24 protein-coding genes are annotated in these 20,996 nt (G+C 58.7%); all 24 read right to left on the bottom strand.

Annotated elements, in window-relative coordinates; genetic code table 11:
- Positions 1-11 precede the first annotated feature (11 nt).
- Complete coding sequence (locus MHM86_RS14525) at positions 12-1,580, bottom strand: NADH-quinone oxidoreductase subunit M (RefSeq protein ID WP_239200809.1); 1,569 nt, start codon at positions 1,578-1,580, stop codon at positions 12-14.
- Positions 1,580-3,772, bottom strand: a complete 2,193-nt coding sequence (nuoL, locus tag MHM86_RS14520) for an NADH-quinone oxidoreductase subunit L (protein ID WP_239200808.1) — start codon at positions 3,770-3,772, stop codon at positions 1,580-1,582. The genes MHM86_RS14525 and nuoL overlap by 1 nt, the downstream gene beginning before the upstream one ends.
- A gap of 5 nt (positions 3,773-3,777) precedes the next feature.
- A complete protein-coding gene (gene nuoK, locus MHM86_RS14515; protein ID WP_058319681.1) occupies positions 3,778-4,083 on the bottom strand; it encodes an NADH-quinone oxidoreductase subunit NuoK in 306 nt (101 codons plus the stop codon).
- A gap of 156 nt (positions 4,084-4,239) precedes the next feature.
- Entirely contained in the window at positions 4,240-4,848 is a 609-nt protein-coding gene (locus tag MHM86_RS14510; protein WP_239200807.1) for an NADH-quinone oxidoreductase subunit J, read from the bottom strand.
- Entirely contained in the window at positions 4,845-5,267 is a 423-nt protein-coding gene (locus MHM86_RS14505) for a carboxymuconolactone decarboxylase family protein (protein ID WP_239200806.1), read from the bottom strand. Before MHM86_RS14505 ends, MHM86_RS14510 begins: the two co-directional genes overlap by 4 nt.
- Positions 5,264-5,680 (bottom strand): DUF4259 domain-containing protein, encoded by a 417-nt coding sequence (locus MHM86_RS14500; RefSeq protein WP_239200805.1) that lies wholly within the window; start codon positions 5,678-5,680, stop codon positions 5,264-5,266. The genes MHM86_RS14505 and MHM86_RS14500 overlap by 4 nt, the downstream gene beginning before the upstream one ends.
- Before the next feature lie 26 nt (positions 5,681-5,706).
- Positions 5,707-6,201 carry an NADH-quinone oxidoreductase subunit NuoI gene (nuoI, locus tag MHM86_RS14495; protein ID WP_239200804.1) on the bottom strand — a complete coding sequence of 165 codons (495 nt, stop codon included), beginning with the start codon at positions 6,199-6,201 and terminating at the stop codon, positions 5,707-5,709.
- A 3-nt stretch (positions 6,202-6,204) separates the two neighbouring features.
- Positions 6,205-7,242, bottom strand: coding sequence for an NADH-quinone oxidoreductase subunit NuoH (gene nuoH / locus MHM86_RS14490; protein WP_239200802.1), 1,038 nt, complete (start codon positions 7,240-7,242; stop codon positions 6,205-6,207).
- 7 nt (positions 7,243-7,249) lie between these two features.
- Positions 7,250-7,648, bottom strand: a complete 399-nt coding sequence (locus MHM86_RS14485; RefSeq protein WP_239200910.1) for a hypothetical protein — start codon at positions 7,646-7,648, stop codon at positions 7,250-7,252.
- Positions 7,649-7,650: 2 nt separating this feature from the next.
- Positions 7,651-9,669, bottom strand: coding sequence for an NADH-quinone oxidoreductase subunit NuoG (nuoG, locus tag MHM86_RS14480; RefSeq protein WP_239200800.1), 2,019 nt, complete (start codon positions 9,667-9,669; stop codon positions 7,651-7,653).
- 6 nt (positions 9,670-9,675) lie between these two features.
- Positions 9,676-10,086, bottom strand: coding sequence for a DUF5333 domain-containing protein (locus tag MHM86_RS14475; RefSeq protein ID WP_239200798.1), 411 nt, complete (start codon positions 10,084-10,086; stop codon positions 9,676-9,678).
- A 130-nt stretch (positions 10,087-10,216) separates the two neighbouring features.
- Positions 10,217-10,561 (bottom strand): hypothetical protein, encoded by a 345-nt coding sequence (locus MHM86_RS14470; protein ID WP_239200796.1) that lies wholly within the window; start codon positions 10,559-10,561, stop codon positions 10,217-10,219.
- A gap of 6 nt (positions 10,562-10,567) precedes the next feature.
- Positions 10,568-11,866, bottom strand: a complete 1,299-nt coding sequence (gene nuoF / locus MHM86_RS14465; RefSeq protein ID WP_239200795.1) for an NADH-quinone oxidoreductase subunit NuoF — start codon at positions 11,864-11,866, stop codon at positions 10,568-10,570.
- Between the two features lie 4 nt (positions 11,867-11,870).
- Positions 11,871-12,107: a DUF5337 domain-containing protein gene (locus MHM86_RS14460; RefSeq protein ID WP_239200793.1), complete on the bottom strand. Its 237-nt coding sequence runs from the start codon at positions 12,105-12,107 to the stop codon at positions 11,871-11,873.
- Positions 12,108-12,117: 10 nt separating this feature from the next.
- Positions 12,118-13,227: an NADH-quinone oxidoreductase subunit E gene (locus MHM86_RS14455; protein WP_239200791.1), complete on the bottom strand. Its 1,110-nt coding sequence runs from the start codon at positions 13,225-13,227 to the stop codon at positions 12,118-12,120.
- The gene (locus MHM86_RS14450; protein WP_239200789.1) at positions 13,227-13,505 is read right to left on the bottom strand and encodes a hypothetical protein; all 279 of its coding nucleotides are present in this window, start codon (positions 13,503-13,505) and stop codon (positions 13,227-13,229) included. Before MHM86_RS14450 ends, MHM86_RS14455 begins: the two co-directional genes overlap by 1 nt.
- A complete protein-coding gene (locus tag MHM86_RS14445) occupies positions 13,505-14,719 on the bottom strand; it encodes an NADH-quinone oxidoreductase subunit D (protein WP_239200909.1) in 1,215 nt (404 codons plus the stop codon). The genes MHM86_RS14450 and MHM86_RS14445 overlap by 1 nt, the downstream gene beginning before the upstream one ends.
- The gene (locus MHM86_RS14440; protein ID WP_239200787.1) at positions 14,719-15,336 is read right to left on the bottom strand and encodes an NADH-quinone oxidoreductase subunit C; all 618 of its coding nucleotides are present in this window, start codon (positions 15,334-15,336) and stop codon (positions 14,719-14,721) included. Before MHM86_RS14440 ends, MHM86_RS14445 begins: the two co-directional genes overlap by 1 nt.
- A gap of 21 nt (positions 15,337-15,357) precedes the next feature.
- Complete coding sequence (locus MHM86_RS14435; protein WP_239200786.1) at positions 15,358-15,882, bottom strand: NADH-quinone oxidoreductase subunit B family protein; 525 nt, start codon at positions 15,880-15,882, stop codon at positions 15,358-15,360.
- Complete coding sequence (locus MHM86_RS14430; protein ID WP_058319696.1) at positions 15,882-16,247, bottom strand: NADH-quinone oxidoreductase subunit A; 366 nt, start codon at positions 16,245-16,247, stop codon at positions 15,882-15,884. Before MHM86_RS14430 ends, MHM86_RS14435 begins: the two co-directional genes overlap by 1 nt.
- Before the next feature lie 401 nt (positions 16,248-16,648).
- The gene (locus tag MHM86_RS14425) at positions 16,649-17,443 is read right to left on the bottom strand and encodes a crotonase/enoyl-CoA hydratase family protein (RefSeq protein WP_239200785.1); all 795 of its coding nucleotides are present in this window, start codon (positions 17,441-17,443) and stop codon (positions 16,649-16,651) included.
- A gap of 18 nt (positions 17,444-17,461) precedes the next feature.
- Positions 17,462-18,316: a hydroxymethylglutaryl-CoA lyase gene (locus MHM86_RS14420; protein ID WP_239200783.1), complete on the bottom strand. Its 855-nt coding sequence runs from the start codon at positions 18,314-18,316 to the stop codon at positions 17,462-17,464.
- A gap of 4 nt (positions 18,317-18,320) precedes the next feature.
- Entirely contained in the window at positions 18,321-18,995 is a 675-nt protein-coding gene (locus MHM86_RS14415) for a glutathione S-transferase family protein (protein WP_239200781.1), read from the bottom strand.
- 14 nt (positions 18,996-19,009) lie between these two features.
- Positions 19,010-20,944 (bottom strand): biotin carboxylase N-terminal domain-containing protein, encoded by a 1,935-nt coding sequence (locus MHM86_RS14410; protein ID WP_239200779.1) that lies wholly within the window; start codon positions 20,942-20,944, stop codon positions 19,010-19,012.
- Positions 20,945-20,996: the final 52 nt, after the last annotated feature.

Genomic DNA, 20,996 nt, shown 5'->3' with positions numbered 1-20,996 from the left:
CAGGGCTCCCGTTAGTGCGACTGAACCGCAGCGGCGACAGCACTTGGTGCCTCCGCAAGGGCCAGTTCATAGTTTTGGATCAGCGCCTCGACCGAGGGACCGATGATGTCGAGGACCAGCGACGGATACACCCCGAGCAGCAGGGTCATCACGACCAGCGGCGCAAAGATCGCGCGTTCACGGCCCGACATATCGCTGATGGTCTTGAGGCTTTCCTTGATCAGGTCGCCCATCACCACGCGACGGTAGAGCCACAGCGCATACGCCGCCGAGAAGATCACGCCAGAGGTCGCGATGGCCGCCACCCAGGTGTTGACCTGGAAAATGCCCATCAGCGTCAGGAATTCGCCGACGAAGCCAGAGGTGCCCGGCAGGCCGACGTTCGCCATGGTGAAGAACATGAAGATCAGCGCATAGGCCGGCATCCGGTTGACCAGACCGCCGTAGGCGTCGATCTCACGGGTGTGCATCCGGTCGTAAATCACACCAACGCACAGGAACAGCGCACCAGAGATGAAGCCGTGGCTGACCATCTGGAAAATTGCACCATCAATGCCCTGCTGGTTGGCAGCAAAGATGCCCATAGTGACATACCCCATGTGGGCTACCGACGAATAGGCGATCAGCTTTTTCATGTCTTCCTGCACCAGCGCGACAAGCGAGGTGTAGACAATCGCAATCGCCGACATCCACAGAACCAGCGGCGTCAGAACATCCGACCCGATGGGGAACATCGGCAGGCTAAAGCGCAGGAAGCCGTAGCCGCCCATTTTCAAGAGGATTGCCGCCAGAACCACAGAACCTGCGGTCGGCGCCTGCACGTGGGCGTCCGGCAGCCAGGTGTGCACCGGCCACATCGGCATTTTCACCGCGAAAGAGGCAAAGAAGGCAAGGAACAACAGCGTCTGCATACCGCCGACAACGTGAATGCCCAGAATGTCGAAACTTTCCGAGGCAAAGCTGTGCCGCATCAGCGAGGTTGCTTCGCCGCAGGCCGCGATACAGGTGGTGCCCGCATCCACATACATGCCCACAATCGCCACCAGCATCAGAACCGAGCCGAGGAAGGTGTAAAGGAAGAACTTGAACGAGGCATAGATCCGGTTGGCACCGCCCCAGATCCCAATGATCAGGAACATCGGGATCAGCCCGGCCTCGAAGAACAGGTAGAACAACACCAGATCCAGCGCCATGAAAACGCCCAGCATCAGTGTTTCCAACAGGAGGAAGGCAATCATATATTCCTTCACCCGTTTGGACACGTCCCAGCTGGCCCAGATCACCATTGGCATCATAAACGTGGTCAGCATCACAAACAGAACCGAGATGCCGTCAACACCCAGACGGTATTTCAGGCCCAGAACCCAGTCGCGTTCTTCGACGAACTGGAAGCCGGTGTTCTGAGGATCAAATTCAGCCAGAATGAACAGCGACACCAGAAAGGTGACAACCGTGGTCACCAGCGCCACCCATTTGGCGTTGCGCTGTGCGGCTTTGTTCGTTCCGCGCAGGAAGATGGCCAGAATGACCGCCCCCAGCGTCGGAATGAATGTGACCAGAGAGAGCAAACTGTCAGTCATTAGTGCGCCCCTCCGCTGAGCGTCATCCAGGTAATCAGTACGACGATGCCAACCACCATCGCAAAAGCATAAGTGAAGATGTAGCCGGACTGCGCCTTGCCTGCGAGGCGGGTGAAGAAGGGCACGATGCCCATCGCCACACCATTGAGGAAGCCGTCAATCACGGTGCCGTCGCCACGTTTCCACAGGAACCGGCCCAGTGCTTGGGCGGGTTTCACGAACAGGACATCGTAGATTTCATCAAAGTACCATTTGTTCAGCAGGAACAGGTACAGCGGACGATTGGCCGCCGCCACACGCGCAGGCATCGACGGGTTCCAGATGTAGAACCACAATGCGACGATAAAGCCGGTCAGCATGGCGATGAACGGGCTGATCTTGACCCATTTGGGGACATAGTGCGCCTCGTTCAACACGTCGTTGTTGACGCCCGCGTAGATCGCACCCTCACCGGGTTTACCGGCCAGCACGTAATGCGGCTTGGCGTCTTTGTCGTGGCCGTCTTTGCTGTGCCCGTCTTTACTGTGGTCGTCCTTCGCCATTGCGTGATCATCATGGGCATGATCATCCTTGGCGTGGTCGTCATGACCGTCCTTGGCCATCGCGTGCCCATCTTGACCGTGGTCGTCATGGCCTTCGGCGTGATGCTCTTCGGCGTGGTAGGGAACACCGAACCACTTGGCGACCTGCTCGGTCTTGCCGAAGAAGACGTTGTACCAAACCATACCAGCCAGCACCGCACCAATGGCCAGAACCCCCAGCGGGATCAGCATGACAGTGGGGCTTTCATGGGCGTGTTCATGGGTGTGCTTATCCCCACGCTGTTCGCCGTAGAAGGTCAGGAACATCAGACGCCAGCTGTAGAAAGAGGTGAACAGCGCTGCGATCACCAGCATCCAGAAGGCGTAGCCGCCATTGGTGCCAGCATAGGCAGCCTCAATCACTGCATCCTTCGACAGGAAACCGGCAAAGCCAAAGGTGGTCAGCGGAACGCCAACACCCGTGATGGCCAACGTGCCGATCATCATCGCCCAGAAGGTCAGCGGCATCTTCTTGCGCAGGGCGCCGTAGTTGCGCATGTCCTGTTCGTGGTGCATGCCGTGGATCACGGAACCCGCGCCAAGGAACAGCATCGCCTTGAAGAAGGCGTGAGTGAACAGGTGGAACATCGCGACCGAGTAGACGCCAACACCTGCCGCCACAAACATGTAGCCCAGCTGCGAACAGGTCGAATAAGCGATCACACGTTTGATGTCGTTCTGCACCAGACCAACCGTCGCGGCAAAGAACGCGGTGGTCGCGCCAAGGAAGGTGATGAAGGCGGTGGCCTCAGGTGCGAATTCCATCAGCGGCGACATGCGGCAGACAAGGAACACACCAGCGGTTACCATGGTTGCGGCGTGGATAAGGGCCGACACAGGTGTCGGGCCTTCCATCGCGTCAGGCAGCCAGGTGTGCAGCAGCAGCTGGGCCGATTTACCCATCGCACCGATGAACAGCAGGAACGCCAGAAGGTTCGCCGCGTTCCAATCGCGCCACAGAAAGTGCAGCGGGGTTTCCGCCAGCTCGGGCGTTTTGGAGAAGATGACGTCGAAATCAATGCTGCCGGTCAGCATGAACAGGCCAAAGATCCCCAGCGCAAAGCCGAAGTCACCCACGCGGTTCACAACAAACGCTTTGATTGCTGCGGCGTTGGCCGAGGGTTTCTTGTAGTAGAAACCGATCAGCAGGTAGGAGGCAACGCCCACACCTTCCCAGCCAAAGAACATCTGAACAAGGTTGTCAGAGGTCACCAGCATCAGCATCGCAAAGGTAAAGAACGACAGGTAGGCAAAGAAACGTGCCTTGTAATGCTCTCCCTCTTTCCACGCGTGGTCATGCGCCATGTAGCCAAAGCTATAAAGGTGCACCAGCGCCGAGACCGAGGTCACAACAACCAGCATGATCGAGGTCAGGCGGTCCAGACGGATCGACCATGCGGTCTGCAGATCGCCGGAGTTGATGAAATCCAGAATATGGATGTGTTTCGCCATCGACGGGTCGTGGGTCAGGAACACAATCCAGCTTAGCAGTGCAGCAAGGAACAGCAGGCCAGTGGTCAGGACCTGTGCGCCCTTTTCACCGATATAACGCCAGCCGAACCCGCCAATGAGCGCCCCGACGAGGGGCGCAAAGAGGATAATCTTTTCCATCTGGATCAGCCTTTCATCACGTTGACGTCTTCCACAGCGATCGTGCCGCTGTTGCGGAAGAAGCAGACCAGGATCGCCAGACCAATCGCTGCTTCAGCCGCCGCAACGGTCAGCACAAACAGCGTAAAGACCTGCCCAACCAGATCGCCCAGGAAGCTGGAGAAAGCCACAAGGTTGATGTTCACCGACAGAAGCATCAATTCGATGCTCATCAGCAGAATGATGACGTTCTTCCGGTTCAGGAAGAGACCGAAGATGCCGATGACGAACAGCGCGGAGGCCACCGTCAGGTAATGTTCTAGTCCAATCATGTCAGTCCCTCGGGGTTTGCCCCATCGTCGTTTATTTCATCGCACCCCGACCGTAGATCGGGGCCTCTTATTCATGGCGCGCCATCTATCCGCGCCTGTATCCCTTGCTCCGCAGAGCAACACGCCGGATCACTTCCGGCACGCCCGGGCGCGGCGTTACAGCCCCTGCCCCGGTTTCACGTCCTTCAGCTCCATCGCCTCAGTCGGATCACGCCACATCTGAGCCAGAACGTTCTGGCGTTTGACGTGGGTGCGGTGGCGCAGGGTCAGGACGATCGCGCCGATCATCGCAACCAGCAAAACCAGACCGGACAGTTGGAACAACAGGAAGTATTGGTCGTAAATCAGCACACCCAGCGCTGCGGTGTTCTGCATATCCGCAGGCGCCAGAGCCGCGCGGTTGTCCAGCGCGTGTTCAGCATAATCCCATGCGCCATAGGCCAGACCGAATTGCATCAACAGAACCACGCCGATCAACAGTGCGATGGGCATATACTTGGCCATCTCTGCCTTCAGCTCGGCGAAATCGACGTCCAGCATCATCACCACAAACAGGAACAAAACCGCCACGGCACCGACGTAAACGATGATCAACAACATCGCGACAAATTCAGCGCCCAGCAGCACAAACAGCCCTGCAGAACTGAGGAAAGCCAAGATCAGCCACAGCACCGAATGCACCGGATTGCGGCTGATCACGGTGAACAGTCCGCCGGTCACGGCGCAGATGGCGAACAGGTAGAAAGCCAGCGCAGCAATCGTCATGTTTCTTTGTCCTCTTTGTCAGCCATAACCTGACGGGCACATTCCATTGCCTTGGTCATGGCGGGTATGCCGGCAAACATCGACATCTGGGCGATGGTTTCGGCGATTTCTTCTTTGCTGGCCCCGGCTTCCAGCGCGTGGCGCACGGTCATCCTCAGGCCCGTTTCATTCTCTGCGCCTTGCATGGTCAAACCGGCGAGCGTCAACAGAAGGCGGGTTTTGGCGTCCAGCCCTTCTTGGCTGAGGCCACGGCCAAAGATCATCTCCATGAAGTCTTTGGGCATGGTGGGCCACAGCGCCTCATAGCCTTTGAAGGCCTCTTGCGGGCTGAAGTTTTCCAACGCGGGGTTCATGGCTTTGGCCATCTTCTGCGCTTGGATCATCATCACTTCAAAAGGATTGCTGGGGTTGTCGTTCATGCAACGCCCTCCAACCGCGCAACCAGATCGGCCATCGCGTCATCCCATGCGGCGCTGTCGCCGCTATCCCCCCACAGTTCCGCCATTTCAGACGCATCACCACTGATCCGCGCCAATGCCACCAGCGCCATCGCGGGCAGGTCGTCATGTTCGGCAACCTGATCGGCGTGCTCGCCGACTGTTTCGGCGACGTCAGATCCCAGATCCCCACCCGCGTCAAAGGCCAACGCCACAATCTCGGCCGCTGCGCGCGCAGCAGATCCCATGTCGAGGTCGAGGTAATCCCCAGGCTCCAGATCCGCCACATCCTGAAGGGCCGCGCGCACCGCTTCAACGCCCGCGCCTGCATACTCCTCTTCGAGCCAGTCGAGAGCAGTATCATCTTCAAATGTGCCAACACCCATAGCGCCCATGATCGTTTCCTTTCTCTGCCGCTGCGTTAGCGATACGGCGCGTCCAGTTCCAGATTGCGTGCGATTTCAGCTTCCCAACGTTCGCCATTCTCCAGCAGTTTTGCCTTGTCATAGAACAGTTCTTCTCGGGTTTCGGTCGCAAATTCGAAATTCGGGCCTTCGACAACCGCGTCCACCGGGCAGGCTTCTTGGCAGAAACCGCAGTAAATGCATTTGGTCATGTCGATGTCATAGCGCGTGGTGCGGCGCGAACCGTCGTCGCGGGGTTCCGCGTCGATGGTGATCGCCTGTGCGGGGCAGATCGCTTCGCACAGTTTACAGGCGATGCAGCGCTCTTCGCCGTTGGGATACCGACGCAAGGCGTGTTCCCCGCGGAAACGCGGCGACAGGGGGCCCTTTTCATGCGGGTAGTTCAGAGTGGATTTCGGGGCAAAGAAATACTTCAGCCCCAGTTTGAACCCTTTCACGAAATCACTCAGCAGAAAGTAGCCTGCGGCCCGTTTATAATCAACGTTAGCCATGGGTTAACCTCCAATCGCCCAGCGGGCATAGGCGCCGCCGAAAGCTTCGAATTTTGCAAGGAACGCGACCAGAACCACCCAAGCCAGCGACATGGGAAGGAACACTTTCCAACCAATGCGCATCAGCTGGTCGTAGCGATAGCGCGGCGTGATCGCCTTCACCATTGCGAAGATGAAGAAGAAGAAGGCCATTTTCGCCACCATCCACAGCACGCCATCAGGCAGGCCGGGGATCGGCGACAGCCAACCGCCAAAGAACAACAGCGAGGTCAGCGCGCACATCAGGAAGATGGCAATATATTCACCAGCCATGAACAACAGGAACGGGGTGGAGGAGTATTCAACCTGATACCCGGCCACCAGTTCGGATTCCGCTTCGGGCAGGTCGAACGGCGGGCGGTTGGTTTCCGCCAGACAGCTGATAAAGAACAGGAAGACCATCGGGAAGTGCGGCAGCCAATACCAACTGAAGAAGCCGTAATCGCCATCCTGCGCGCGCACGATGTCTCCGAAATTCATCGAACCAGTCGAAATAATGATGCCGATAATGATCAGACCCAGCGACACCTCATAGGAAATCATCTGTGCCGCCGACCGCAGCGAGCCGAGGAACGGGTATTTGGAGTTTGACGCCCAACCGCCCATGATTACGCCGTAGACCTCCAGCGAGGAGATTGCGAAAACAAACAGGATCGCAACGTTGATATCGCTCAACACCCAGCCGTCATTGAACGGGATGACCGCCCAGGCGAGGATCGCCAGAACAAAGCTCATCAGCGGCGCGAGGAAGAACACGGGCTTGTCCGCACCAGCGGGCACCACCACCTCTTTCATCACGTATTTCAGCGCATCCGCGACCGATTGCAGCAAGCCAAAGACGCCCACCACGTTGGGGCCACGGCGCATCTGCACAGCGGCCCAGATTTTACGGTCGCCGTAAACCAGAAACAGCAGGGAAACCATCACGAAAGCCACAACGGCCAGACATTGCGCCACGATGATGACTGCTATTCCGAGGGGGGTGGTAAAAAACTCTGCCATTAGGTCCTCACACCGTCGGTATTGCATTTTCGGAGCAGACCTCGACGACGGTTTCCGCGTCGATAGTACGTGCGCCGCGCGGCAGGTCGGGGGAAATGGTATACACCGCATCCGCCGACCACAGGCCGCCTTGTTGTTCTACATTCGTGCGGACATGCCGCGCGAAACTATATCCACGGATCAGCGTGTACTGCGCAGCGGCGCATTTCGCGTAATCCTCTACATGTCTTGGTCCTTTGCCGCCTTCCATTGCGACGACAAAACTGACCAGATCGCCGTCCAGAAGACGTGTCTCAACCCCTTTGTAGACAGGGCGCGGTGCCTCTGTCTCAACCCGCGCGTCAGGCTGCGCCTGACAGGCGGCCACGGTCAGAGCCGTGAACAGGGATATGAGGACAGGCCGGATCATTATTCGGCCGCCATCGCGTTTGTTTTGCGCGCTTTGGCCCCCGCCGACAGCTCTGCCATCAGGCTGGAGGCGCGGGCAATCGGGTTGGTCAGGTAGAAATCGCTGACCGCCGGAACAAAATCGGCCTTGCCCAGTTTGTCCTGCGCCAATGCGGCCCATTCGTTTTCCACAACCTGATCCACTTTCGCCAGATGCGGCACCTCAGTCACCAGCGCCTGACGCAGTTGCGCAAGGGTATCCCACGGCTGGGTTGCATCCAGTTCGGCCGACAGGGCCCGCAGGATGGCCCAGTTTTCCTTAGCCTCACCGGGGGCGAAACCAGCGCGCAGCGCCAGCTGCGGGCGGCCTTCGGTGTTGACGAACAAACCGTTTTCCTCGGTGTAAGCAGCGGCAGGCAGGATCACGTCAGCGCGCATCGCGCCCCGGTCGCCGTGGCTGCCCTGATAAATCACGAAGGGACCCGAAGCGATCTCAATCTCATCTGCGCCCAGGTTGAACACCACTTCGGCCCCGTCGGTGGCGACATCCACGCCACCTTCGGTCACGGCGCCCACATCCATCGCACCCACGCGGGCGGCGGAGGTATGCAGCACCATCAGTTTGGAACCGGTTTCTTCGGCCAGTTTCTGGGCGGCGGCCATCACCGCCAGACCGTCAGCCTCCCGCAGGGCACCCTGCCCAACGATCACAACAGACGGTGCGTCTTTCACCGCACCATGCTCTTTGCCCAAAAGGCTTTCAAGCGCGGCGCGGTCGGTGCCCACATGGGCGTAATCATAGGTCAGATCCGCAGCCACGCCGACCAGACCGATGTTGGCCCCGTTCAGCCACGCCTTGCGGATCCGCGCGTTTAGCACCGGCGCCTCATCACGCGGGTTGGTGCCGATCAACTGAATAAACTTCGCACCATCGATATCGTCGATCGAGGCGTTGCCGACGTAGCCAAAGCGGCTGTCAATCGGCAAGCGCGCCTTGTCAGTGCGGCATTCTACATTGCCACCCAGACCCTCAATCAGGTTTTTCAGCGAGAACGCCGCCTCAACCGGAACCAGATCGCCGATCAGACCCGCGATCTTCTTGCCCTTCATCGCGGCGGCGGCAACACCCAAGGCCTCCCCCCAGCCTGCTTTGCGCAGCTTGCCGTTTTCACGGATGTAAGGCGTGTCCAGACGCTGACGACGCAGACCGTCCCAGACAAAGCGGGTCTTGTCGGAAATCCATTCCTCATTCACACCATCATGGTTGCGCGGCAGAATGCGTTTCACTTCGCGGCCCTTGGTGTCCACGCGGATGTTTGCGCCAAGCGCGTCCATCACATCAATGGTTTCGGTCTTGGTCAGTTCCCACGGACGGGCGGTGAAAGCGTAGGGTTTCGAGGTCAGCGCGCCCACCGGGCACAGGTCAATGATGTTGCCCTGCAGGTTGCTGTCCAGCGTTTCGTTCAGGTAGCTGGTAATCTCGGCATCTTCGCCGCGGCCGGTCTGGCCCATCTGGGTGATGCCCGCCACCTCGGTGGTGAAACGGACGCAGCGGGTGCAGCTGATGCAACGGGTCATCGCGGTTGACACCAGCGGGCCGAGGTTCAGATCATCAACAGCACGCTTACCTTCGGTGAAGCGGGTGCCGGACATGCCGTAGGCCATCGCCTGATCCTGCAGATCGCATTCGCCACCTTGGTCGCAGATCGGACAATCCAGCGGGTGGTTGATCAGCATGAACTCCATCACGCCTTCACGGGCCTTTTTGACCATGGGCGAGTTGGTTTTCACCACCGGCGCCTGGCCTTCGGGGCCGGGGCGCAGATCGCGCACCTGCATCGCGCAGGAGGCCGCCGGTTTCGGCGGGCCACCTACAACTTCGACCAGACACATGCGGCAGTTGCCCGCAATCGACAGACGCTCATGATAGCAGAAACGCGGGATCTCTACTCCGGCCTGTTCACAGGCCTGAATAAGGGTCAACGCGCCCTCTACTTCGATCTCCTGATCGTCAATGACGATTTTGCGTAGGTCGGTCATCTTGCCTCACTTAGCTTTCAACAGGACTCCAATCTGACTATGTGCTGCGATCTCGGCATGGCCGAGGCTGCACAGGTCATCAGATTGAGCGGGGTCAAGCCCCTTGGATTTTACATAAGCCTCACCGCGGCCGCGCATGCGGTCCTTTTCGGCGCGGCTGTCTACATAGGCTTTGATCTCATCGCGGCTGTAGCCGAGACGTTTTGCCTTGGATTGCAGCGAGTTGAGAAAGGCCAGCCCCTTCAAGGTGCGCGGCTTGATCTCATCGCATTGATCGGAAATCTCTACCGCCAACGCGACCCACAGCATGTTGTCGTCAATTTCAGCCACATCACGCAAATGCGGTTTCGCAACCGCTGTGCTGGTCAACAAGGCACTGGTGACAGCAAGGGTGGCAGCCATTTTCGTCATACGCATAAAACATCTCCTTTGAACGCACGCGACATCGGGGCGCCGAAAGCGGCTCCCGTCACGGCAGAGATGCGGGTGCGGGCAGCTGTTATGCAATAACAAGCACCGCAAACCACTGATATGACGAAACTTTTATTCATACGTCACAACGTCCCCGCAGGGTTAGTGAACCGTTCGAAACGACCAGATCAGCAGCCGCGTCATCGGGGCCATTGATCCAGACCACATCGGATTTCCCGAACTCGGTCACGCAGTATTTGGTCGCACGATGACGCCCCGCCTCGCGGGCGGCGTCGACGCCCTGCTCGATGCGATCAACGTTCACGGCGAACGCGGTGTTGTCACCGCCAACCGCCGACAGCTGTGTCGGGTAAAATTTGTCCTCAAAAAGGACACGCGAACTGCGATGAGTGATATCAGTCACACGGTCACAGGCGGTCAGAGCCATAACGCCCATCAGGCAGATCAAGGGAAAACGCATCTCAGATCACTCCGCTGCCAAAACGGTACGACGACCGGTTTTTTGTGCCTTGATGCGATCTTCGATCTCATCGCGGAAGTTGCGGATCAAACCTTGGATCGGCCAAGCCGCCGCATCACCAAGCGCGCAGATGGTGTGGCCTTCGACCTGTTTGGTCACATCCCACAGCATGTCGATCTCTTCGATTTCTGCTTCACCGCGCACCAGACGATCCATCACCCGCATCATCCAACCGGTGCCTTCACGGCACGGCGTACACTGACCACAGCTTTCGTGTTTATAGAATTTGGCCAGACGCCAGATCGCTTTGATGATATCCGTCTGTTTGTCCATGACGATCACCGCCGCAGTGCCAAGGCCCGAGCCGAGGTCATTGCGCAGATAGTCGAAATCCATGATCGCATCGCGCATGTTTTCACCACGCACACAAGGAACGGACGACCCGCCGGGGATCACGGCCAGCAGATTGTCCCAGCCACCGCGAATACCACCGCAATGTTTTTCAATCAGCTCTTCAAAGCTGATCGACATCGCCTCTTCAACCACGCAGGGGGTGTTGACGTGACCCGAAATGGCAAACAGCTTCGTGCCCGCGTTGTTTGGACGGCCAAAGCCCGCGAACCATTCCGGCCCACGACGCAGAATGGTCGGCACAACGGCGATGGATTCCACGTTATTCACCGTGGTCGGGCACCCATAAAGGCCCGCACCCGCCGGAAACGGCGGTTTCATGCGCGGCATGCCCTTTTTGCCCTCAAGGCTTTCGATCAATGCGGTTTCTTCACCACAGATGTAGGCCCCTGCCCCGTGATGCAGGTAGAGGTCGAAGTCCCAGCCAGAGCCAGCCGCGTTCTTACCCAAAAGGCCAGCGTCGTACGCCTCATCAATCGCGACCTGCAGCGCCTCACGTTCGCGGATGTATTCACCGCGAATGTAGATATAGGCCGCGTTGGCGTTCATCGCGAAGGAGGCAATCAGCGCGCCTTCGATCAGCGTATGAGGATCATGGCGCATGATCTCGCGGTCTTTACAGGTGCCGGGTTCCGATTCATCGGCGTTGATCACCAGATAGGCCGGGCGACCATCGCTTTCCTTCGGCATGAAGGACCATTTCAGACCAGTCGGGAAGCCCGCACCGCCACGACCGCGCAGACCCGATGCTTTCATCTGATCCACGATCCAATCGCGCCCCTTCTGGATGATGCCTGCGGTGCCATCCCAATGACCGCGCGCTTTGGCGCCGGCCAGGGTGCGCTCATGCATCCCGTAGAGGTTTGTAAAGATACGGTCTTGATCCTTCAGCATCCCGTTACCCTTTGCTGTTCTGGTCGTTACTTTGACGCAAGCGCCAGATTTGGAAAATCATCACGATGGCGTAGATAAATCCCGCCAAGGCAATCAGATCGAACAGAGCGCGCGTGCGGTTCGGCAGCCCCAGCTGCCCACCAACAAACGACGCGACGATCCAGAACACGGCCGTGCCCGCGATCACCAGTGAGGTGATACGCCCCTTACGTGCCAGTTCTGCATCCTTCTGTTCGCTCAACGTGTTACCCTCAGTCCTTCTTGGCCAGCGCTTTAGCCAGTTCTGCGGCTTGGCCAATCCAGTCGTCACGGGTGATCCGGCCTTTGAATTTCAGGCGGTTATCAACCCACTGGATTTCGGCATCCGTCCACTTGGCGATCTGGTCGAAGTGGAAAAAGCCCAGTTCGTTCAGCGTCTGCTCTAGTTTGGGGCCAACACCGCTGATCTTTTTCAAATCATCTGCACCCTCTGATCGTGCGGCGGTCAGAACCTCGGGCTCGGCTTCATCAATCTCGGCGGCAGCGACGGCTTTGGGTTTCGGCTTGGATGCCGTGGCTTTCGCCTGCGCCGCCTGTGCGTGGGCGGGTTTGGCGACGGGTGCAGGATCGACAACCGTCTCACCAGCCGGCGCGGCCACTGCGGTGGCTTCCTTGCCCTTCATCCAGGGTGTCAGGATCGGCACTTCTGTACCATCGATACGTTTGACGGTTTCGCCCAGATCCACAGCCAACTGCGCCGAGGCGTTGTATTTCGTTTTGCCGCTGTCAAATTCTTTCAGCGAGGTCAGACCGGACAGAGGTTCAGAAGAGAAGCGGCCGTTCTGCGGACCAGGAACCGGCACCTTGCCTGCGCGCAGCTCTGCCAGAATTTCGGCAAAACGGTCGGCGGTCAGATCCTCGTAGTAGTCCTTGCCAATTTGCACCATCGGGGCGTTTGAGCAGGCACCGAGGCATTCCACCTCTTCCCAAGTGAACGCGCCATCCTCAGATACGGTAAAGGGTTTGTCGGCAATCTGTTCCTGACACACCTTGATCAGATCCTCAGCACCGCAGATCATGCACGACAGGGTGCCGCAGATCTGCACGTGGGCGATGGAACCGGTCGGGGTCAGCTGGAACATGAAGTAGAACGATGCCACCTCAAACGCGCGGATATGCGCCATGCCCAGCATATCGGCGACATATTCAATCGCCGGACGCGACAGCCAGCCTTCCTGTTCCTGCGCACGCCACAAGAGCGGAATAACCGCCGACTGCGCCCGACCTGCGGGATATTTGGTGATCTGTGCCTCGGCCCATTTTTGGTTTTCGGGCGTGAAAGCAAAGCTTTCTGGCTGGTCATGATAGAGACGGCGTAGCATCAGGCACAGGCTCCGATCGTAAGTTTCACCCCGCCATTGTCAAGCTTCACAGCATTGCCCTTGGCGAGTTCATATTCTGTTAGCCCGATCACCTGTTCGCGGGTGAAGCCTGTTTGCAGCTCCACCGGCAGGTAATCGGATTCAACCCGCATCACGCAGCCCACAGAGGCCACAGCGGCTTCATAAGCAAGGACATCCTGTTGGTTCAGGCCCTGCGGCAGACCGCAGGCGGCCAGCAGCGGGATCAGCGCGACGAGCGTTACAGATTTCTTCAACATCAGCGGTCAATCTCCCCGAACACCACATCCATGGTGCCGATGATCGCGGCCACATCGGCCAGCTGGTGGCCGGTTGCGACATGATCCATCGCCTGCAGGTGCAGGAAGCCAGGCGCGCGGAGTTTGGCGCGGTAGGGTTTGTTACTGCCGTCAGATTTGATGTAGACGCCAAATTCACCTTTGGGCGCCTCCACGGCGGCGTAAACCTCCCCCTCAGGCACATGGAAACCTTCGGTGTAGAGTTTGAAGTGGTGGATCAGCGCCTCCATCGAGGTCTTCATCTCACCACGTTTCGGCGGGGTCAGCTTGCCACGGGCCAGCACGTCACCGGGGGTTTCGCGCAGTTTCACGATGGCCTGACGAATGATCGAAACGGACTGGCGCATCTCTTCCATACGGCAGAGGTAACGGTCATAGCAGTCGCCGTTTTTGCCAACAGGAATCTGGAAGTCAAACTCGTCATAGCATTCATAGGGCTGAGAACGACGCAGATCCCATGCCAGACCAGATCCGCGCACCATCACGCCGGAGAACCCCCAATCAAGGATTTCCTGTTCCGTCACAACACCAATGTCGGCGTTACGCTGTTTGAAAATGCGGTTTTCGGTCAGCAGGCCGTCGATGTCTTCCAGCACGGCGGGGAATTCGATGCACCACTCTTCGATGTCGTCGATCAGCTTGTCCGTGATATCCTGATGTACACCACCGGGGCGGAAATAGTTGGCGTGCAGACGTGCGCCACAGGCACGTTCATAAAACACCATCAGCTTCTCACGCTCTTCAAATCCCCAAAGCGGCGGGGTCAGCGCACCAACGTCCATCGCTTGCGTGGTCACGTTCAGCAGATGGTTCAGCACGCGACCGATTTCGCAAAACAGAACGCGGATCAACTGGGCGCGCCGGGGCACTTCAACACCGGTCAGTTTCTCAATCGCCAGACACCAGGCATGTTCCTGATTCATCGGCGCCACGTAGTCGAGGCGGTCCAGATACGGCAGGTTCTGCAGATAGGTGCGGCTTTCCATCAGCTTTTCGGTGCCACGGTGCAACAGGCCGATGTGCGGATCGCAACGTTCCACAATCTCGCCGTCCAACTCCAGAACCAGACGCAGCACGCCGTGAGCCGCAGGGTGCTGCGGGCCAAAGTTGATGTTGAAGTTGCGGATCTTCTGTTCGCCGGTCAGGGCGTCGTCGAAACCTTTGGAGCCGTCCATCATTTCGCCTCCCCTTTCTCATCAACTTTTTCGTCACCGGGCAGGATGTAGTTTGCACCTTCCCACGGGCTCATGAAATCAAACTGACGGTATTCCTGAACCAGCTTCACAGGTTCATAGACCACGCGCTTCAGCTCTTCGTCGTAGCGCACTTCAGTGTAACCGGTGGTCGGAAAGTCCTTGCGCAGCGGATAGCCACGGAAGCCATAGTCCGTCAGGATCCGGCGCAGGTCCGGGTGACCGGAGAAGATGATGCCGAACATGTCAAACACCTCACGCTCGAACCAGTTGGCCGAGGGGTGAACAGACACGATCGAGGGCACAACCTCTTCTTCGCGGATCGACACACGCAAACGGATGCGGTGGTTCTGATACATCGACAGGAAGTGGTAGACGACGTCAAACCGTTTCGCCCGCTCGGGGTAGTCCACAGCAGTGATGTCCACAAGGCTGGAGAACTTACAGGTCGGGTCTGCCTTCAGAAAATCAACAAAGCCCGCGATGTTAGCAGGGGCCACATCCACGGTCAGTTCGCCGTAGGCAATATCCCAGCTTAGCACGCAATCGGGGCGCTTCAGCTCAAGGTGGCCGGCCAGATCTTTCAGAGCGTCACTCATGTTCTTGTCCTTCCCGTCGCTTTAGCGTGCGATGGTGCCAGTGCGGCGGATTTTGCGTTGCAGCTGCATCAGACCATACAGCAGTGCCTCAGCAGTGGGCGGGCAGCCGGGCACGTAAATGTCCACGGGCACCACGCGATCACAGCCGCGCACAACCGAATAGCTATAGTGGTAATAGCCGCCACCGTTGGCGCAGGACCCCATAGAGATCACGTAGCGCGGTTCTGGCATCTGGTCGTAAACCTTGCGCAGCGCCGGTGCCATTTTATTGGTCAGCGTACCCGCCACGATCATCACGTCCGACTGACGCGGGGAGGCACGCGGGGCGATACCGAAACGTTCAGCGTCATAACGCGGCATAGAGGTGTGCATCATTTCAACCGCACAACAGGCCAGACCGAAAGTCATCCAGTGCAAAGAGCCTGTGCGGCCCCAGTTGATCAGATCCTCAGCCGTTGTGAGCAGAAAGCCTTTATCCTGCAGCTCACGGTTCAGCTCCTGGGTGGCAACCTCACGGTCGAACCCGGCGGTGTTATGTCCGGCCATCACTCCCATTCCAGAGCCCCCTTCTTCCACTCATATGCAAAACCAGCTGTCAGCACGGCAAGAAACACCATCATCGACCAGAAACCCACCATCGAGATGTCCTTGAACGCGACGGCCCAGGGAAAGAGGAAAGCGATTTCCAAATCAAAAATGATGAACAGGATCGACACCAGATAGAAGCGCACATCAAACTTCATCCGTGCATCATCAAAGGCGTTAAAACCACACTCGTAGGCAGAGACCTTTTCCGGGTCCGGGTTTCGGACGGCCAGAACAACGGCGGCAAGAATAAGAACGAGGCCAAGAGCAATTGCGATGGCCAAAAAGACGAGGATGGGAAGGTATTCCCTCAGCATGTCTTCCACTGTGGCTCCTTTCATGCGCGATCCGCGCAGTCAGTAGGCTGCTATATCTTTGGCACGGTTTACTCCTGCGAGGCAGGCAGGGTCAACCGAGTGGAGGCTTTTTCAGACTTTATATTCATGTCGTTTTTGCACACCGATAGGCGGTATACAAATGCACACAACCCTTGTTTTAAAGGCGGTCAATTTCCCAATCTGCACCCCGGGCACCCGAAATCAACTCCGCGGGATTAACTTTTTACAGAACATGTATTTCGCAGAAATGTTTCATTGTGGCGCTAACAGGCAACAACGCCGTTTTCCGACGCGAATCCTAAGGAAAGGGAATCAGCTCAAATTCCTGCAATTCCGCCCTTCCCCAAATCGCTGATCACCGTTATTTTACGGTGATCCCGGCGCTGTTTTCAGACTTCTCCCTGCCAGCTGGGTTTACGCTTTTCAAAGAAGGCACCGATGCCCTCCGGTGCTTCGGCCCCCTGCCAGCATTCCGCCAGTTGGTCGATGGTGTGCGCGATCACCGCCTGATCAATTTGCGGCCCCAATGTGCGCAACAGGGCCTTGGCCCGTGCCACCGCACCGGGCGCACAGTCAAGATAGGGGACAACCTCCGCCTCCACCGCTGCGTCCAGCTCTTCCGCCGGAACAGCCCGTGCCAACAGGCCCAGATCCACCGCCTCCGCCGCGCCGAACCGACGGGCAGACATAAAGACACGACGCGCCCGTGCCTCGCCCATGCGGGCGCAAACATAAGGACCGATGGTGGCGGGGATCAGCCCCAGACGCGTTTCTGTCAGCCCCATCATCAGGCTATCAACGCCAATCGCCACATCACAAACCGACGCCAGACCAACACCGCCGCCAAAGGCATTGCCCTGCAACCGCCCGATCAATGGTTTGGGCAGCGTGTTAAGCGCCTGCAGCATATAGGCCAGCGTGCCGGCCTCAGCCTTGCGCACCTCTGGGGTGGCCTCGAACTGCTGGCGCATCCAGCCCAGATCACCGCCTGCACAGAACGACGGCCCACGCGCCGCCAGCACCACAACCCGCACGCTGTCGTCGTCGCCCAAAAGGTCAGCCGCCTTGTGCAACTCGGCAATCATCTGGGCCGACATCGCGTTATGCTTTGCTTCACGCGCCAGCCAAAGGGTTGCCACCCCACGCGGGTCGCGCTCAATCTCAATGGTTTCAAAATCGCTCATGCTGCTGCCGCTACCCACTCACTCAATCCGCATCTGGCGCGCCATTTCAGCCGCCTGTTCGATGACATCCAAATCAAGGCCGGTGTGATACCCCAGATCCGCCAGCCGCCGCGCAACGCCTTCGGTCGCGACATTGCCCGCCGCGCCAGGCGCATAGGGGCAACCGCCAAGACCACCGACGGCGGCGTCGAACACCCGGACCCCCATATCAAGCGAGGCCTCGATATTGTCGAGCGCCCTCCCAGCGGTGTCATGATAATGTCCCGCCAGTTTGTCCGCTGGCACCACCCGCTGCACCGCGTCCAGCATCGCGGCGATCCTCTCAGGCGTGGCCTGCCCAATTGTATCCCCAAGTGAGATTTCATAGCACCCCAGCGCCAGCAGCGCCTCTGCCACACGCGCCACCTCGGACGGATCAACGGCCCCATCATACGGACAGTCCGTAACGCAGCTGACATAGCCGCGCATCGGAATGCCTGCAGCACGCGCAGCCTCAGCAACCGGGACAAACCGCTCAATGCTTTCGGCGATGGAGGCATTGATATTTGCGCGTGAAAACCCTTCTGAGGCGGAGCCAAATATCGCCACCTCATCCGCATCAGCAGCAACCGCGCCTTGAAACCCGCGCAGGTTCGGCGTCAGCGCGGCATAGGATACACCTGATGCACGGCTGATGCCGGCCAGTACCTCAGCACTATCCGCCATCTGCGGCACCCATTTGGGGCTGACGAAACTGGCAATTTCAATGCGGCGAAACCCAGCGCGGCTGAGGCAATCAACAAGCGCCACTTTCTCTGCCGTCGGGATCTGACGCTTTTCATTCTGCAAGCCGTCGCGCGGACCGACCTCAAAAATCTCTACCTGTTTTGTCATCAGATCACCCCTGCGGTAGCTCATAAAAATCGCGGGTATAGAACTGCTGCGGCCCTTCCATCTGCTGCGCTTGGCGGTAGGCGGGACGCTCTGCCAGCCGGTCCTGATAAGCGACAAGACGGGGGAAAGCATCAAAGTGCACGTAATGCGATGCCGCCGTGACGGTGAAGCCCATCATAACGTCCGCGCTAGAGAATCCCGAAGCCAAAAGAAAGTCACGCCCATCCGCCAACCTTGCCTCCAGCGCCTTAAGCGCGATGGCCAAGCGTTTGGTTTCAATGCCCATCACCGGGATCGAGCGCATCGCAGGATCAGGCAGGAACAGGTGCTGCATGTTGAGGTTCTGGATCGCCACCCCAAGGGTTTCGGAATAGTGAATCCATTGCAGCCATTCGGCCCGTTCAGGATCGCCAACGGCAGGCATCAGGCTGTGGCCCATGCGCGTTTCACAAAGATACTGCACGGTTGCGCCACTTTCGATCAGCGTGATGCCGTCAATTTCCAAGGCAGGAACGCGCCGCGCTGGCGACAGCACCTTGAACGCGTCCTGCTGAAGGGAACCATCGGTGATCTGATAGGGCTGCAGGTCAACGTCGACGCCAAGCTCGCAAAGCAACCAAAGGACACGAAACGATCGGCTACCGGCAATGGAGTGTAGGATTGGTTTGGCCTCTGTCATCACTTTGTCCTCTCTCACGCGTCTTCCAACTGGATCAGCGCGGCGCCTGCCTCGACCTGATCGCCTTCGCTTGCCATCACTTCTGCCACCACACCGTCACGGGCGGCCAGCAGGGAATGTTCCATCTTCATCGCCTCCAGAATGGCCAGACGATCGCCTTCCTTCACCTCTTGGCCCGCGCGTGCAAAGACCGCTTTGACCAGTCCGGGCATCGGGGCCTCAATCACATTGCCGTCCCCTGCTGCCGCGCTCGCCTGATCCAGCGGATCAATGCGGGTGAAGCTGAGGCCGTAGCCTGCGAAGACCGTGATCGCGTCGCCCGCCAGCGCCACATCAGGCAGTCGTTTTCCGTCAGCCAGCCACTGACCGTTTACACGCGTGCAGACAATCTGGGCGCCCCCCACATCCCAATGTTGCAGATCATCGGCGCGCACCTCAACCGTTGCGATGACGTCTTCTTCTCCATGGGCCAGTGTCACCGATTGACGCAGCGGGCCCCATAGGGTGAATCCGCTGTCCCACTCCGTCTGCGCCAGCCCAAGTGCAGCCTGTGCGGCGGCGGCCTTGTGCACGGACGTTACCTCGGGCGCTGCGACCAACGCGTCAATCTCCCGCGCGATCAGGCCGGTGTCCACGTCGCCCGCAGCAAAGGCCGGATCGGCGGCCAGCGCACCAAGGAAGGCAAGATTTGTCACCGTCCCTGCAACCTGTGTCTGATCAAGTGCCGCCGACAAACGCGACAACGCCGCCGCACGGCTGGGACCATGCACGATCACCTTGGCAATCATCGGGTCATACCACGGGCTGATCGTGTCCCCTGCCCGCACGCCGCTGTCGGCGCGCGCCAGTACGGGGAAGCTGAGATGGCTGAGTGTGCCGGTCGCGGGCAGAAAGCCCTTCGACACATCTTCGGCATAAAGACGGGCCTCAAAGGCGTGGCCGATCAGCGGGATCTGATCCTGCGCCATTGGCAGCGCCTCGCCAGCAGCGACGCGCAGCTGCCAGTCGACCAGATCAACGCCTGTGACCAGTTCTGTGACGGGATGTTCCACCTGCAGGCGGGTGTTCATTTCCATGAACCAGAACCCATCAGGGCGCAGGCCGTTCGATCCATCAACGATAAACTCGACCGTACCAGCGCCCTTATACCCGATCGCCTCTGCCGCCCGGACAGCGGCATTACCCATCGCTGCGCGCATCTCTTCGGTCATGCCGGGCGCTGGGGCTTCCTCGATTACCTTTTGGTGGCGACGCTGTAGCGAGCAGTCACGTTCATACAAATGCACCGCGCGGGTGCCATCGCCAAAAACCTGCACTTCGATATGGCGGGGTTTTTGGATGTATTTTTCGATCAGGCAATCCGGATTACCAAAAGCAGTCTGCGCTTCTCCTCGTGCACTGGCCAAAGCATCGGCGAAATCCTCTGCCGCCTCAACCAAGCGCATGCCCTTGCCACCACCGCCTGCCACGGCCTTGATCAGCACGGGGTAGCCGATCTCTGACGCTTGCTCAGCAAGGAAATCCGCATCCTGATTGGTGCCGTGATAACCGGGGACGACAGGAACGCCTGCCTCCTCCATCAGGGCCTTGGCTGCGTCCTTCAGACCCATCGCGCGGATGGCTGAGGCCGAGGGACCGACAAAGGTCAACCCCGCCGCCTCCACCGCATCAACAAATTCAGGGTTCTCGCTGAGGAAGCCATAGCCTGGATGGATCGCCTGCGCACCGGTTGATTTCGCCGCTGCGATAATTTCGTCGCCCATCAGGTAACTGTCCGCCGGCGCGGGTCCGGTGCCGATCAGCACGGCCTCATCCGCCATGGCCACATGTTTCGCCGCCGCATCTGCGGTGGAATAGACAGCAACGGTCTGCACCCCCAAGGCACGGGCGGTTTCCATAACGCGGCAGGCAATTTCGCCCCGGTTGGCGATCAGGATTTTGGTAAACATATACGGCGTCCTTTTTGGCAAAGGTCGGAGCGGGGGCAGCCTGCCCCCGGAC

Source organism: Thalassobius sp. Cn5-15 (assembly GCF_022347685.1).
Classification (GTDB): Bacteria; Pseudomonadota; Alphaproteobacteria; order Rhodobacterales; family Rhodobacteraceae; genus Thalassobius.
The sequence above is the reverse complement of the archived record's forward strand: the minus strand, read 5'-3'. Positions and strand labels throughout refer to the sequence as shown.

Excerpts from the sequence above, each read along its gene's own strand:
- MHM86_RS14525 (WP_239200809.1), bottom strand. The coding sequence starts at position 1,580 with ATGACTGACAGTTTGCTCTCTCTGGTCACATTCATTCCGACGCTGGGG.
- nuoL (WP_239200808.1), bottom strand. The coding sequence starts at position 3,772 with ATGGAAAAGATTATCCTCTTTGCGCCCCTCGTCGGGGCGCTCATTGGC.
- nuoK (WP_058319681.1), bottom strand. The coding sequence starts at position 4,083 with ATGATTGGACTAGAACATTACCTGACGGTGGCCTCCGCGCTGTTCGTC.
- MHM86_RS14510 (WP_239200807.1), bottom strand. The coding sequence starts at position 4,848 with ATGACGATTGCTGCGCTGGCTTTCTACCTGTTCGCCATCTGCGCCGTG.
- MHM86_RS14505 (WP_239200806.1), bottom strand. The coding sequence starts at position 5,267 with ATGAACGACAACCCCAGCAATCCTTTTGAAGTGATGATGATCCAAGCG.
- MHM86_RS14500 (WP_239200805.1), bottom strand. The coding sequence starts at position 5,680 with ATGGGCGCTATGGGTGTTGGCACATTTGAAGATGATACTGCTCTCGAC.
- nuoI (WP_239200804.1), bottom strand. The coding sequence starts at position 6,201 with ATGGCTAACGTTGATTATAAACGGGCCGCAGGCTACTTTCTGCTGAGT.
- nuoH (WP_239200802.1), bottom strand. The coding sequence starts at position 7,242 with ATGGCAGAGTTTTTTACCACCCCCCTCGGAATAGCAGTCATCATCGTG.
- nuoG (WP_239200800.1), bottom strand. The coding sequence starts at position 9,669 with ATGACCGACCTACGCAAAATCGTCATTGACGATCAGGAGATCGAAGTA.
- MHM86_RS14475 (WP_239200798.1), bottom strand. The coding sequence starts at position 10,086 with ATGCGTATGACGAAAATGGCTGCCACCCTTGCTGTCACCAGTGCCTTG.
- MHM86_RS14470 (WP_239200796.1), bottom strand. The coding sequence starts at position 10,561 with ATGCGTTTTCCCTTGATCTGCCTGATGGGCGTTATGGCTCTGACCGCC.
- nuoF (WP_239200795.1), bottom strand. The coding sequence starts at position 11,866 with ATGCTGAAGGATCAAGACCGTATCTTTACAAACCTCTACGGGATGCAT.
- MHM86_RS14455 (WP_239200791.1), bottom strand. The coding sequence starts at position 13,227 with ATGCTACGCCGTCTCTATCATGACCAGCCAGAAAGCTTTGCTTTCACG.
- MHM86_RS14450 (WP_239200789.1), bottom strand. The coding sequence starts at position 13,505 with ATGTTGAAGAAATCTGTAACGCTCGTCGCGCTGATCCCGCTGCTGGCC.
- MHM86_RS14445 (WP_239200909.1), bottom strand. The coding sequence starts at position 14,719 with ATGGACGGCTCCAAAGGTTTCGACGACGCCCTGACCGGCGAACAGAAG.
- MHM86_RS14440 (WP_239200787.1), bottom strand. The coding sequence starts at position 15,336 with ATGAGTGACGCTCTGAAAGATCTGGCCGGCCACCTTGAGCTGAAGCGC.
- MHM86_RS14435 (WP_239200786.1), bottom strand. The coding sequence starts at position 15,882 with ATGGCCGGACATAACACCGCCGGGTTCGACCGTGAGGTTGCCACCCAG.
- MHM86_RS14425 (WP_239200785.1), bottom strand. The coding sequence starts at position 17,443 with ATGAGCGATTTTGAAACCATTGAGATTGAGCGCGACCCGCGTGGGGTG.
- MHM86_RS14420 (WP_239200783.1), bottom strand. The coding sequence starts at position 18,316 with ATGACAAAACAGGTAGAGATTTTTGAGGTCGGTCCGCGCGACGGCTTG.
- MHM86_RS14415 (WP_239200781.1), bottom strand. The coding sequence starts at position 18,995 with ATGACAGAGGCCAAACCAATCCTACACTCCATTGCCGGTAGCCGATCG.
- MHM86_RS14410 (WP_239200779.1), bottom strand. The coding sequence starts at position 20,944 with ATGTTTACCAAAATCCTGATCGCCAACCGGGGCGAAATTGCCTGCCGC.